Annotated in this window: 12 protein-coding genes; 8 read left to right on the top strand and 4 right to left on the bottom strand. The window is 68.7% G+C overall.

Annotation, left to right across the window (positions count from 1 at the left end):
* The first annotated feature begins 110 nt into the window (after positions 1-110).
* From mqo to DMB37_RS09395, 7 genes are all read left to right on the top strand, one after another.
* Entirely contained in the window at positions 111-1,640 is a 1,530-nt protein-coding gene (gene mqo / locus DMB37_RS09425; RefSeq protein ID WP_255508372.1) for a malate dehydrogenase (quinone), read from the top strand.
* An 18-nt stretch (positions 1,641-1,658) separates the two neighbouring features.
* Entirely contained in the window at positions 1,659-2,108 is a 450-nt protein-coding gene (locus tag DMB37_RS09420) for a GNAT family N-acetyltransferase (RefSeq protein WP_135232365.1), read from the top strand.
* Between the two features lie 147 nt (positions 2,109-2,255).
* Positions 2,256-4,343, top strand: coding sequence for a magnesium chelatase subunit D family protein (locus tag DMB37_RS09415; protein ID WP_167768791.1), 2,088 nt, complete (start codon positions 2,256-2,258; stop codon positions 4,341-4,343).
* A gap of 32 nt (positions 4,344-4,375) precedes the next feature.
* Positions 4,376-4,990 carry a cob(I)yrinic acid a,c-diamide adenosyltransferase gene (cobO, locus tag DMB37_RS09410; RefSeq protein ID WP_135232363.1) on the top strand — a complete coding sequence of 205 codons (615 nt, stop codon included), beginning with the start codon at positions 4,376-4,378 and terminating at the stop codon, positions 4,988-4,990.
* A gap of 121 nt (positions 4,991-5,111) precedes the next feature.
* The gene (locus tag DMB37_RS09405) at positions 5,112-6,620 is read left to right on the top strand and encodes a cobyrinate a,c-diamide synthase (protein ID WP_135237458.1); all 1,509 of its coding nucleotides are present in this window, start codon (positions 5,112-5,114) and stop codon (positions 6,618-6,620) included.
* Positions 6,621-6,649: 29 nt separating this feature from the next.
* Positions 6,650-7,015 carry a cobalamin biosynthesis protein gene (locus tag DMB37_RS09400; RefSeq protein ID WP_135232362.1) on the top strand — a complete coding sequence of 122 codons (366 nt, stop codon included), beginning with the start codon at positions 6,650-6,652 and terminating at the stop codon, positions 7,013-7,015.
* A gap of 67 nt (positions 7,016-7,082) precedes the next feature.
* On the top strand, positions 7,083-7,475 hold the full coding sequence (locus DMB37_RS09395; RefSeq protein WP_167768790.1) for a VOC family protein: 393 nt from the start codon (positions 7,083-7,085) through the stop codon (positions 7,473-7,475).
* 1 nt (position 7,476) lies between these two features.
* On the opposite strand, the gene DMB37_RS09390 is transcribed toward DMB37_RS09395, so the two are convergent.
* Together DMB37_RS09390 and DMB37_RS09385 are read right to left on the bottom strand one after the other, a co-directional pair.
* Positions 7,477-8,574, bottom strand: coding sequence for a hypothetical protein (locus tag DMB37_RS09390; RefSeq protein ID WP_135232360.1), 1,098 nt, complete (start codon positions 8,572-8,574; stop codon positions 7,477-7,479).
* Positions 8,575-8,582: 8 nt separating this feature from the next.
* Positions 8,583-9,713 (bottom strand): phosphotransferase family protein, encoded by a 1,131-nt coding sequence (locus tag DMB37_RS09385; protein WP_135232359.1) that lies wholly within the window; start codon positions 9,711-9,713, stop codon positions 8,583-8,585.
* Between the two features lie 321 nt (positions 9,714-10,034).
* Here DMB37_RS09385 and DMB37_RS09380 point away from each other — a divergent pair, with 321 nt between their 5' ends.
* Positions 10,035-11,417, top strand: coding sequence for a DoxX family protein (locus tag DMB37_RS09380; RefSeq protein WP_135232358.1), 1,383 nt, complete (start codon positions 10,035-10,037; stop codon positions 11,415-11,417).
* Between the two features lie 9 nt (positions 11,418-11,426).
* Here DMB37_RS09380 and DMB37_RS09375 read toward each other — a convergent pair whose 3' ends face one another.
* Positions 11,427-12,386, bottom strand: coding sequence for an isopenicillin N synthase family oxygenase (locus tag DMB37_RS09375; RefSeq protein WP_135232357.1), 960 nt, complete (start codon positions 12,384-12,386; stop codon positions 11,427-11,429).
* A 46-nt stretch (positions 12,387-12,432) separates the two neighbouring features.
* A complete protein-coding gene (locus tag DMB37_RS09370; protein WP_135237457.1) occupies positions 12,433-12,879 on the bottom strand; it encodes a nucleoside deaminase in 447 nt (148 codons plus the stop codon).
* Positions 12,880-12,932: the final 53 nt, after the last annotated feature.

Below are 12,932 nucleotides of genomic sequence, written 5' to 3'. Positions count from 1 at the left end.
CTAGCTCCCGCCATGGTTCACGGACCAGAGGCAAGAACCGCAAGCACCGTGCCCAGGCAGGTCCACCCGCCCGGTGGGCCCGCGAGAAGGACAAGGAAGTCGATCTAGCCGTGCCGAACGCTGCCATGACTGAAAAGACCGATGTTGTACTCATCGGCGCCGGCATCATGAGTGCCACCCTCGGTGCGCTGCTGCGCCAACTGCAGCCCGACTGGTCGATCTCCCTGTTCGAGCGGCTCGACGCCGCGGCGGCGGAGAGCAGCGACCCGTGGAACAACGCGGGCACCGGCCACTCCGCCCTGTGCGAACTGAACTACAGCCCGCAGAACGCCGACGGCTCGGTGGACATCACCAAGGCCATCGACATCAACGAGCGGTTCCAGGTGTCGCGCCAGTTCTGGTCCTACGCCGTGGAGAACAACATCCTCGGTGACCCGTCCCGGTTCATCAACCCGATCCCGCACGTGAGCTTCGTGCACGGCGCGGACAACGTCGACTACCTGCGCAAGCGCTACGAGGCGCTGTCGCGGCACCCGCTGTTCGAGGGCATGGAGTACATCGACAGCCCGGACGAATTCGCGCGCAGGCTGCCGCTGATGGCGCGCGGCCGCGACTTCTCCGACCCGGTCGCGCTGAACTGGACCGACGGCGGCACCGACATCGACTTCGGCGCGCTCACCCAGGAACTGCTCGCCTACCTCGGTGCCAGCGGTGCCGACCTGGCCTTCGGCCACGAGGTGCGCGACCTGTCCAAGCAGTCCGACGGGTCCTGGCTGGTCAAGGTGCGCAACCTGCGCACCCGCGAAACCCGCACGCTCATCAGCAAATTCGTCTTCGTCGGCGCGGGCGGCGGCGCGCTGCCGCTGCTGCAGAAGTCCGGCATCAAGGAGATCGACGGCTTCGGCGGCTTCCCGGTCAGCGGGCAGTTCTTCCGCTGCACCAACCCCGAGCTCATCCAGCAGCACGAGGCCAAGGTGTACGGCAAGGCCGCCGTCGGCGCGCCGCCGATGTCGGTGCCGCACTTGGACACTCGCGTCATCAAGGGCACGCCCGGCCTGCTGTTCGGCCCCTACGCGGGCTGGACGCCGAAGTTCCTCAAGGACGGCAAGCTCACCGACCTGTTCAAGTCGGTGAAGCCGAACAACCTGTTCTCGCTGCTCGGCGTCGGCGTCACCGAACTCGGCCTGACCAAGTACCTGGTCAGTGAGCTGCTCAAGTCGCAGGCGGGCAAGGTCGACACGCTCTCGGAGTTCATCCCGCGCGCCGACGGCCGGGACTGGGAGCTGATCACCGCGGGCCAGCGCGTGCAGGTGATCCGGCGCAAGGGCGCGGGCGGCGTGCTCGAGTTCGGCACCGCCGTGGTCGCCGCGGCCGACGGCACCATCGCCGGCCTGCTCGGCGCCTCCCCGGGCGCGTCGACGGGCGTCACCGCGATGCTCGACGTCATGCAGCGCTGCTTCCCCACCGAGTACGCGCAGTGGACGCCGAAGCTCAAGGAGATGATTCCCTCACTGGGCGTCAAGCTGTCCGAGGACCGGGCGTTGTTCCACGAAGTATGGGACTGGACCTCCAAGACGCTGAACCTCGCGGGTGGCACAGATAACACGCCGAGGCATGCGGGGGTCGCGGCGAGCCGCTAGGTGTGATAGCAACAGGCGATGATGTCAACGGTTGTTCTCAAACGGTCATGGGCGTTGGATCTCGACACCGCCACCCTCTATCAGCTGTTGAAACTTCGCGTCGAAGTCTTTGTCGTCGAGCAGAAGTGCGCGTACCCCGAGTTGGACGGGCTGGACCTGCTGCCGGAGACCCGGCACTTCTGGCTCGATGACGAGGGCGAGGTGATCGCCACCTTGCGGCTGCTCGAGGAGCACCACGACGGCGTGAAGTCCTTCCGCATCGGACGCCTGTGCACCGTCGTCCCCGCCCGCGGCCACGGCTACACCACGCGCCTGCTGCAGGCCGCGCTCGCCGAGGTCGGCGAGGCGACCGTGCGGTTGAACGCGCAGACCTACCTCGTCGACATGTACGCCAAGCACGGGTTCAAGCCCGACGGCGAGGAATTCGACGAGGACGGGGTCCTGCACATTCCGATGCGCAAGGGGTGACCGTCTCGCTTGCCTGCCCGCCGCCCTCGTCGCCCGCCGCGACGAGGGCGGTCCGGTATGCGTAGGCCCTGTATCGGCGGGTGCGTGTCGCGCGCATAGAGTTGGGGCGTGTCCTTGTCCCATGCCGAAACTGTGTCGCCTCACTCGTTGACCGGATCGCGGACGCGTCCGGCCGTCGAGGGTGAGGCGGGTTTTCCGTTCTCCGCCGTGGTAGGTCAGGAGCGGCTGCAACTGGCGCTGATCCTGTGCGCGGTGCACCCCGGCATCGGCGGCGTGCTGGTGCGCGGCGAGAAGGGCACCGCGAAGTCGACCGTGGTGCGCGCGCTGGCGCAGCTGCTGCCGCCGGTGGTGGACGAGACCGGGGCGCGGCCCGCGCGGCTGGTGGAGCTGCCGGTCGGCGCCACCGAGGACCGCGTGGTCGGCTCGCTGGACCTGGAGCGGGTGCTGCGCGACGGGGAGCAGGCGTTCCGGCCCGGACTGCTGGCCGCCGCACATCACGGCGTGCTCTACGTCGACGAGGTCAACCTGCTGCACGACCATCTGGTCGACGTCCTGCTCGACGCCGCGGCGATGGGCCGGGTCCACATCGAACGCGACGGCGTCTCACATTCGCATCCGGCGCGGTTCGTGCTCGTCGGCACCATGAATCCGGAAGAGGGCGAGCTGCGCCCGCAGCTGCTCGACCGGTTCGGGCTCACCGTCGACGTCGCGGCCTCGCGGAACGTGGACGTGCGGATGGCGGTGGTGCGGCGGCGGCTGGACTACGAGGCCGATCCGGCCGGGTTCGCCGAGAGCTACGCCGCCGCCGACCGGGCGGTGGCCGAGCGCATCCTCGGCGCGCGGGACCGGGTCGCCCAGGTGCGGCTCGACGATGACGAGCTGCGCCGAATCGCCGCGCTGTGCGCCGCATTCGACGTCGATGGCATGCGGGCGGACCTGGTGGTCGCGCGGACCGCGACGGCGCACGCCGCGTGGCGTGGTGCGGACGCGGTCACCGAGGACGATGTGCGGGTCGCCGCGGAACTCGCACTGCCGCACCGGCGTCGACGCGATCCTTTCGACGAACCGGGCATCAGCGAGGACCAGCTCGACGACGCGATGCGGGATGCCGCTGCGGAAGTGGATCGCTCGGCTCAATCCGACGGGGACGCAGCGGAATTCGATCAGAGTCAGGTACCCGAGGACGCATCGGATCAGTCGCAGGACCCGAATCAGCCTGCGCCGGACAACGATCAGGCGCGAGCAGCGGACGGGCAACACGAGGACGGCGACGATCCTCAGTCGCGGGAGGAGCCCGGCGATCCCCGGTCGCAAACGGATGAACCGACTCCGAACAGTGACGATCCCGACGACGATCCCGACGGCCCCGGCGGTGGGCAGCGGCCCGGCGCCCGTGAAGGCCGCAGTGGCGCACCGGTTTCCGCCGCCGCGACACCGCCGCGCTGGGAAGTGCCCGGCATCGGTGAAGGCGCCCCCGGCCGTCGCTCCAGGGCCGAGTCCCGCCATGGTCGCGTCGTACGGCCCAGCACCGACACCGGGACCGGCCTGCACCTGCTCGGCACCATCTTCGCCGCCGCGCCGCATCAGCGGTCGCGTGGTCGCGGCGACGGTCCGCTGAAGCTGGCCGCCGAGGACCTGCGTGGCGCGTATCGCGAAGGGCGCGAAGGCAATCTGGTCGTGTTCGTGGTCGACGCGTCCGGCTCGATGGCGGCCAGGGATCGGCTCTCCGCCGTCACCGGTGCCGTTGTCGCTCTGCTGCGCGACGCGTACCAGCGCCGGGACAAGGTCGCCGTCATTACCGTGCGCGGGCAGGATGCCGAACTCGTACTGCCGCCGACCTCTTCGGTCGATATCGCGGTACGCCGCCTGTCCGGGATGCGTACCGGCGGCAAGACTCCGCTCGCCGCGGGGCTGCTGAAGGCGCGCGAGATCGTGCAGCGGGAACGCGTCCGCGACTCGCGCCGGCGCCCGATGCTGGTGCTGCTCACCGACGGTCGCGCCACCGGGGGCGTCGATCCGGTGCCGCGCGCCCGCGCCGCCGCCGCGCTGTTGGCCAACGACGCGGTCACCTCGATCGTGGTCGACTGCGAGCGCGGCATGATCCGGCTCGGCCTGGCCGCCGAGCTGGCTCGGGAACTACGTGGCGGATATCTGAGATTGGCTGAGCTGACCGGGGATTCGGTCGCCGAAGTGGTGCGTGCGGGGTCCGGACGCCCGGGTGCCCGCGCCGCTTGAGCCGCAGGGGATCGAACTAGCAAGGAGAGTGCATGCCCAAGGGTGTTCCGGAGACCGTGCCCGATGACGGGCTCACCACACGGCAGCGGCGGAATCAGCCGGTGCTCGCGGTGCATACGGGGCCGGGCAAAGGAAAGTCGACGGCCGCCTTCGGGATGGCGCTGCGGGCCTGGAACCAAGGTTTCGACGTCGCGGTGTTCCAGTTCGTGAAGAGCGCCAAGTGGAAGGTGGGGGAGGAAGCCGCTTTTCGCACCCTCGGCACGCTGCACGAGGAGACCGGTGCCGGCGGCGCGGTCGAGTGGCACAAGATGGGTGAAGGCTGGTCCTGGACGCGCAAGCAGGGTAGCGACGAGGATCACGCCGCCGCCGCGCTCGCCGGTTGGCAGGAGATCGCCCGCCGCCTGAAGGCCGAGCAGCACCGCTTCTACGTTCTCGACGAGTTCACCTACCCGCTCAAATGGGGTTGGGTCGACATCGATGAGGTCGTCGATACCCTCGGTAGCCGGCCCGGCAATCAGCACGTGGTCATCACCGGCCGGGACGCTCCGCAGGCGCTCATCGACGCCGCCGATCTCGTCACCGAGATGACCAAGCTCAAGCACCCCATGGACGCGGGCCGCAAAGGCCAGCGCGGCATCGAATGGTGAACTCCCGCACCGACTCTCGGAACTTGCCCGCTCTTCGGGGCCCCGGAGCGGGTGCGGATCCCGAGAGATGGTGCGGTTGCTGCGTTTCGTCGGCCGGCGCGGTCGTGCGGCAGTGGCGCCGATGACCGGCAGTGTGCCCGCGGTGGTGATCGCCGCACCTGCGTCGGGGAGCGGGAAGACCACGGTGGCAACGGGATTGATCGGTGCGCTGCGGCGGGTCGGTCATCGGGTTGCTCCCTTCAAGGTTGGCCCGGATTACATCGATCCCGGGTACCACGGGCTGGCGGCGGGGCGGCCTGGACGCAATCTGGATCCGGTGCTCGTCGGCGCGGAACGTGTGGTGCCGCTGTATCAGCATGGTGCGCGGGACTGCGATCTCGCGGTGGTCGAGGGTGTGATGGGGCTGTTCGATGGCCGCATCGATGCGAACCATGCCGGGCCGGTCGCCGAAGGGTCCACCGCGCAGGTCGCCGGGTTGCTCGGTGCGCCCGTGGTGCTGGTGGTGGATGCCAGGGGGCACAGCCAGAGTCTGGCCGCGTTGCTGCACGGCTTTGCGACCTTCGACAGCAGCATTCGGCTCGGCGGGGTGATTCTCAACCGGGTTGGTAGCGAACGGCACGACCAGGTGCTGCGTGCGGCCTGTGATCGGGTCGGGCTGCCGGTGCTCGGCTCGCTCCCGCGGATGACCGAATTGGAGGTGCCGTCGCGGCATCTCGGCTTGATCCCCGCGGTCGAGCATGGTGCCGCTGCCACCGCCGCGGTATCGGCGATGACGGATTTGGTTGCGGCACATGTGGATCTGCGTGCCATCGCCGCGCTGGCCCGTTCGACCGCGGCTGGTCCGGCCTGGGATCCGGCGGAAGCTCTAGCTGAAGTCGTCTCCGGCGTATCGCCCGGTTCGAACCGGCCGGAGCGCGGTGGAGCTGTCGCCGCAGCGGATTCCGGTGTGCCGATCGGATCGGACCGGCCGGAGCACGATGGAGCAGTCGCCGCAGCGGGGTCCGGTCCGTTGATCGCGATGGCAGGCGGCCCTGCCTTCACCTTCGGCTATGCCGAACACCGCGAGTTGCTGATGGCCGCCGGGGCACGGGCGGTGGTATTCGACCCGCTGCGCGACGAACTACCGAGCGGCACAGCCGGTCTGGTGTTGCCCGGCGGGTTCCCGGAGGAGCATGCGGCAGCGCTGGCAGCCAATACCGCGCTGCTGACCGCGGTGGCGGCGCAGGCCCGGCGCGGCATGCCCGTGCACGCGGAATGCGCGGGCTTGCTCTACCTGACCCGCTCCCTCGACGGACACCCGATGGCCGGAGTCGTCGACGCCGACGCCGAGTTCGGCCCGCGCCTGACCCTCGGCTACCGCGACGCGGTCGCGCTGGTGGATTCGCCGCTGTGGCGAGCCGGGGAACGCGTCCGTGGCCACGAATTCCACCGGACCCGCCTGATCGCCGCAGGCTCGGATACCCCGGCCTGGGGCTGGCACGGCAGCGACGGTGCGCGCGTCAAGGAAGGCGCGCTGGTCCAGCAGGTCCACGCCTCCTACCTCCACACTCACCCAGCCGGAAACCCCAGAGCTACAAGCAGTTTCGTCGCCGCAGTCGCCGAGTACGCAGGCGCTCGTGCGGATCGTTGAGCTAAGGCGTGCGCTAGTGCAGGTGCCGGGTGACTGAGCTCACCGTTGGGCTCGGTCTGCGGTCCGGTACGCCCGCTGACTCGATAGTCGCGGCCGTGCGGGAGATGCTGGGCGACAACGAGATCAGTTGTTTGGCGACCATCGATCGCCGGATGGGCGAGCCGGGTCTGCGCGACGCGGCTGCCGAGCTCGGGGTGGCGGTGCGGGGGTACGCCGCCGCCGAGCTGGCCGAGGTTCCTGTGCCGAACCCGGACTCGCGCACGTCGGCTGCCGTCGGTACGGGCAGTGTTGCCGAGGCGGCCGCCATTCTCGCGGCCGGGCACGGCACGCTGGTGATCACCAAACGGATCGTCGCCGGGGTGACTATCGCTGTGGCGCAACGCGCTCCGGGCTGATCGTCCCGCGCGCAACTGGGTGATCGAACCAGATGACCCGGTGTCTCCCGCGTGGTTTCATGGCGGGGTGGATATCCGAGGGATCGACAATGTGCTGGTTCCGGTGGGGAATCTGGCTGCGGCACTGGAGTTCTACGCGAACGGGCTCGGACTCTCGGTGCGGTTCACGGTGCCGGAGCGGGGGATCGCGTTGTTCGGGGTCGCGGCGGAGACACCGGGGATCATGGCGATGGTGGATCCCGCTGCGGGGCAGGGGTCGCCGCCCGCCATCCGCATCTGGCTGGAGGTGCCGGATGCACGAGCCGCCGCGGCGGAACTCGAAGGACGCGGTGTCGACATGCTCACCGCGCCCTTCGAAGTCGCGACCGGCTGGAGCGTGGAGGTGGCCGATCCGTGGGGCAATGTGATCGGTTTGACCGACTACCTCAAGCGCCCTGAGCTGGCCCGACCGGCGTTCTGATCTACGGAGCCACCGCACCCCAGTCGGCGAAACCGCTGGGATCGTGGCGGCCGAAGGTGGCGTGTTCGAACAGGCCCCAACCCTCGGCGTCGCCACAGCGGGCATGGGCCACATGGTCGATCACGCCATACGGTGCGCGGGCGACGATGGCCGGATCGGTGAGGTCGTATCGGCTGGCCAGCGACCAGTCCCGGCCCTTCCACTGCCCGTGCTGCCAGTCGGGATCGCCGCCGTACCCGCAACCCACGTGCAGCGGCACATGGGTGCCGGTGGTCACCTCGATCTCCAACGGCTTGCCGTCCGGGGTGGTCATTTCGAGGCGGGCGCCGACCGGAAGCCTGGTGCCGGAACGGTAGTCGATCGAGATGCGCGGCCAGCCGAGTTGTTCGGTGCGCCCGTCCGGCCAGATCCGCACGGCGTCGTTCAAGGTGCGCTTGCCGTCGGGTTCCTCCTGCACGATGATCACGATCGCGAAATCGTCGAACCGCAGCGGCACATACATCCACCAGAAACCCCCGGACGGCTCGGCGGCCGCCCGGCCCGCAGGCTCGCTCTCGCCGACCGGCCGGATGCCCCAGGACCGGTCCCTGGTGCCGGTCCACACCGCCGGGTTGACGGTGATGTCGTCCCCGTCGACGTGCAGCGTCCCCGCCCACGAGCCCACCTGGGCGAAGCGGCTCGCGTCGATGATCGGCCGGTTGCCCGACAGGATCAGGTGCGGCTGCTCCTGCACGGTGGGGAAGGCGCCCTCCCAGGTGAGGTCGAAGGACAGGTCGTCGTGCTCGCAGATCACCCGGATCCGGCGCAGCGGTTCGAGCACCTCGATGCGATACCCACCGACCCGCTGTTCCAGGCTGCGATCGCCGAGCGCATCGGAGAAGCGGACGGTCCGCTGGATATCGCCGCGCCGGACGGCGGCGTACGCGTCGGTGACTCCGAGGTTCGGGTACACGCCGAACCCGGTGATGAGGAAGGTGCCGCCGTCGCGGTTGTGGCCGTTGAAGTAGCTGCGGTCGTAGAAGTTCCGGTCGCTACTGGCGACCCGGGCCAGTGACAACCCGGTCTGATGAATCGGGTACTCGTCCAAAGGAACTGGCATGGCTGCCCTCAATCCCACTCGTAGGTTCCGTCGAGCAGCCGTTCCAGGCTCGCTCGGTGCATCACGTAGTCGTCCCGGTCCGGGGTGTCGGTGTCCTCGCCGAAATGGATCATTCTGCGCTTCACCCTGGCCATCACGATGCCGTGCCGCAGTGCGGCGTAGACGAGGTACCAGTCGAGGTCGCGCACCGTATGCCCGGTCAGCTCTTCGTATTTCGCGACGACGTCGGCGCGGCGCAGGAAGTCCGGCAGGCCCGGCTGATCGAATCGGGTGGCGATGTCCTGGAAGAACCGATGGATGAAGATCACCCAGGCGACATCCAGTTCGCGGGGACCCAATGCGGCCATCTCCCAGTCCAACACCGCCGCGGGCTCGAAGCCCCGGTAGATGATGTTGCCGGGCCGGGCGTCACCCCAGCTGAGGACGTCGGGCCCGGGGTCGGCGGGCCAGTGCTCGTCGAGCCACGCGAAGGCTCGTTCGAGCAGCGGAATCTCGTAGCCGTCGTCGGCCAAAGCCCAGCGGTACCAAGCTTTCTGGGCTTCGACGTGCCTGCGTAGCGACTGGCCCGCCCCGCGCAGGGCCGGGAATCGCTGGGCCGGATCCGCAATGGCGTGCACCTCGGCGATCACCGCGACGGTGTTGGCGGTGAGCTGCGCACGCTCCTCAGGGGTCGCGTCGAAGAGCCAGCCGACGAACACGTACGGCGGGTTGTCGGTCGGCACCCGGCCGTCGACCCGCTTCATCACGAAAAACGGTGTGCCGAGCGGCGTCTCGTCCTCCTCCAGCCAGCACAGCGCGGGCACCGGCACATCGGTGTTTTCGGCGACTCCCGCCATCACCTGGTACTGGGTGGCCAGATCGTAGGTCTCGAACACCGGAAACGACCCGGTCTCCGGCGCCATCCTGGCGACGAACGACCCGCTCTCGTGCCGTCCGTCCACGCTCCATTCCGCGTCGAAAAGAATGGTGGTGCTCGACATTCCGCCCGACTGCGGCCGCGACAGGTTGGCGACCTTCGGCGGGTGATCGGCGGAGACCTGCGAATCCAGCCAGCGCGCCAGGTCCTCGGCGAGCACGTCGAGATCGCGCTCGCTCACGGTCAGCTGCTGCCGCTCGGCGGGATCCGGATCTTCGGCCATCGTTGTCCTCCTGACGCCATGACGCGCGGGCGTGCCTCGGCACAGCCCACCTCGGCGGCGGTCCGCCGCGATGCCCGACAGTAACGCGTTCCAGTCGGCCCGCGCGGCGGAAACGAGCGAGGCCGCCGAACCCGCTCACTGGCTGGAACCAAGCCTTGACATGCGAGGATCGGCCGGTGGTCGGGTCGGCCCGACCGGCTTGGTGTGGCTGGCACGTACGACTCGTTACCGAGGGGAAGACCAGGGATTTCCTGGATGCTCGCACCCTGCGCGCCTCGATACCGTTCGCTCACGCAGAGCGTTCGGAGTGAGGGGTTCGTTGTGAGTGCTGTCAGTGCGGAGCCGACAGATGGGGCGGATACGAGGGAATCGGCGGAAACGCAGGACCCGGATTCGGGATGGAATCCATTGACCCGCTTCGCATTCCGTTTCTGCTTTAGCTATTTCAGCCTGTTCTGCCTGATGTTTCCGCAATTCCTGTGGGTGTACACCGGGGTGCTCAAAGACAAGCTGCCCGAGCTGGCGATCCTCGGATTTCTCTATCCGTTGAGCCCGATCTGGGAGTGGGTCGGCCGCCACGTCTTCGGTGCCGACGTCGAGCTGCGCCTGGATTCGGGTAGCGGTGACCAGGCCATCATCTGGGTTTTCCTGTTCTGCGTCCTGGTCGTCGCCCTCGTTACCGCCGTGGTGTGGAGCCTGCTGGACCGACGCCGGCCGAACTACCACCGGCTCAACGCCTGGTTCCTGCTCGCCATGCGGTTGTGCCTCGGCGGGCAGATGCTCTGGTACGGAATGGCGAAGGTGATTCCGACCCAGATGGCGGAGCCGCCACTGACGGCGCTGATCTCCCGGTACGGCGATTTCACGCCGATGTCGGTGCTCTGGTTCCAGGTCGGCAGTTCCCAGCCGTACGAGATTCTGCTCGGCGCCGCGGAGGTGCTCGGCGGGCTGTTGCTGTTCGTGCCCAGAACCGCGACTTTGGGGGCGCTGGTGAGCCTGGTGAGCATGCTTCAGGTGTTCATCCTGAACATGAGCTTCGACGTGCCGGTGAAGATCCTGTCGGGTCACCTCTTGCTGATCTCGCTGGTGTTGCTGGCGCCACAGGCGCGGCGATTGGCGAATGTCCTTGTGTTGCAGCGATGGTCGGAGCCCGCTCGGCAGCCGGAACCGTTCCGCTCGCGGCGCGTTCGGTGGTTCGCAGTCGGTCTACAGGCGGTACTCGGCCTGTGGGTGTTGGCCGGCGGTATCCAGGAGGGTCTGCGGTTCTGGAACGAAGGTGGCGGCGGTACGCCGAAACCCGAGCTGTACGGGATCTGGACGGTGTCGGAGTTCAGCAGGGACGGTCAAGTCGTCCCGCCGTTGACGACGGACCAGAACCGTTGGCGGCGGCTGGTTGTCGACGTCACCGGAATGGCGTATCAGAAGATGGACGACAGCTTGGTCCCCGTCGTCGGCGCGGTGGACACCGCGGCGCATACCCTCACCCTCTCGGCGTCGCCCGGTGCGAATCCGGGGGTGATGGCGGAGGCCGAGCCGGCCCAGATCGCCTCCTTCACGTTCACTCAGGAGGCGCCGGACCGGCTGCGACTCGATGGCCGGCTCGACGGCCACCCGGTGACGTTGTCGCTGGAGCAGGTCGACCTCGACTCATTCCCGTTGCGCAGCACCGGTTTCAAATGGGTGCAGGATTATCCCGCCTTCTGATCGGGGCGCTCAGCCGATCGTGATGGCGTCGAGGCGGACGCGCAGGAACTCCGCCGAGACGACGGGCGGCAGGCCGCCGACCCGTCCGATCGGTGGCGTCAGCGGGGTGACGACGGCGTCGTGGTCGAGTTCGTAGAAGTAGATCAGCGACACCAGGTCCTCCTCGGGTGCCGCGGCCTGGGGCGGCAGCACCCGGTGCCGTCCGGACGGCCAGCGTTGACCGCTCCAATAGGCAAGCAGGTCACCGATGTTCACCGTCAGCGCGGCGGGATCGTATGGCGCGTCGGCCCAGCCTTCCGCCTCGGTGTACACCTGTAGCCCGCCCGCGCCCGGCTCTCGGTCCAGCACGGTGACGGTGCCGAAGTCGGTGTGCGGGCCGATCCGGAACTGTCCGGGTTCGGGGGCGCCGACCGTGGTCAACGGTGGGTAGTGGTTGATGTTGCAGGTCCAGGTGGGGCGGCCGGCCAGGTTCTGAAAAGGGTTGGCGGGCAGGTGAAGGGCCGCAGCGAACAGGGCGAGCAGTTCGTCGGACAGCGTGCGTACGGCTGCGGTGTACGCGGTCACCAAGTCGCGCAGCTCGCGCACTTCGTCCGGCCACACATTGGGCAGGAACCATACGTCGTCGACGGCCTGGTCGCCGGTCGCGGTGTCGGCGCCCACGGCGAAGGTCTCCTTCAGATCCGGCGGCGTCCGGGTGCCCTCGGCATAACCGTTGGCCTCCTTGCCTGGTCCGATCCACCCGCGCCCGCCGACGGTGACGGCGTACTTCTGCTTCACCGCGTCCGGCAGCGCGAAGAAGCGCCGCGCGGCGGCGCGCACGTCACCGGCCAGTCCCTCGGGCACGCCGTGGCCGTAGACCAGCAGAAATCCGGCGCGCCGAAGGCCCTCGTCCACCTCGTGCTCGATCTCGGCCGCTGCCGGACCGCCGGCGCGCCATCGGGACAGGTCGATCGATGCGATGGCGTTCATGTCGTCTCACTTCTGCTGGAGTGCCGCGCAGCCGTGCGCGCGAGGCTCACTGTGCCTCGACTTCCGTTGCGACGCCGATGTCTTCGTGCCAGAGTGCCGGATGGTCGACGATGAAGTCGGTCATCATCTGGACGCACCGCTCGTCCTTGAGCACGGTCACCGCGACGCCGTGCTCGGCCAGCCAGTCGTGGCCGCCGTGAAAGGTCTGGGATTCGCCGATGATCACCGCGCCGATGCCGAACTGGCGGACCAGTCCGCTGCAATACCAGCACGGCGACAGGGTGGTCACCATGATGGTCGAACCGTAGTCGCGGCGGCGGCCCGCGGCGCGGAAGGCGTCGGTCTCGGCGTGGATGCTCGGATCGCCGGACTGGACGCGCCGATTGTGGCCGCGGCCGAGCAGCGTGCCGTCGGCCGCGAACAGTGCCGCGCCGATCGGAATGCCGCCCTCGGCGAGCCCGCGCTGCGCCTCGTCGTATGCCACCTCGAGCAGTTGTCGTGCCGGTGTCGCCTGCGTCATGGGTCAAGCCTCCAAGGGAACGCTCG

Origin of the sequence: Nocardia sp. CS682 (genome assembly GCF_004634405.1) — a bacterium.
Lineage (GTDB): Bacteria > Actinomycetota > Actinomycetes > Mycobacteriales > Mycobacteriaceae > Nocardia > Nocardia ninae.
This window is presented reverse-complemented; position numbering and strand designations above follow the sequence as displayed.

What these genes read in the sequence shown, in the direction of transcription:
- DMB37_RS09375 (WP_135232357.1), bottom strand. Translation starts at nt 12,386, where the DNA reads ATGAACGCCATCGCATCGATCGACCTGTCCCGATGGCGCGCCGGCGGT.
- cobO (WP_135232363.1), top strand. Translation starts at nt 4,376, where the DNA reads ATGCCCAAGGGTGTTCCGGAGACCGTGCCCGATGACGGGCTCACCACA.
- DMB37_RS09405 (WP_135237458.1), top strand. Translation starts at nt 5,112, where the DNA reads ATGACCGGCAGTGTGCCCGCGGTGGTGATCGCCGCACCTGCGTCGGGG.
- DMB37_RS09390 (WP_135232360.1), bottom strand. Translation starts at nt 8,574, where the DNA reads ATGCCAGTTCCTTTGGACGAGTACCCGATTCATCAGACCGGGTTGTCA.
- DMB37_RS09385 (WP_135232359.1), bottom strand. Translation starts at nt 9,713, where the DNA reads ATGGCCGAAGATCCGGATCCCGCCGAGCGGCAGCAGCTGACCGTGAGC.
- DMB37_RS09420 (WP_135232365.1), top strand. Translation starts at nt 1,659, where the DNA reads ATGATGTCAACGGTTGTTCTCAAACGGTCATGGGCGTTGGATCTCGAC.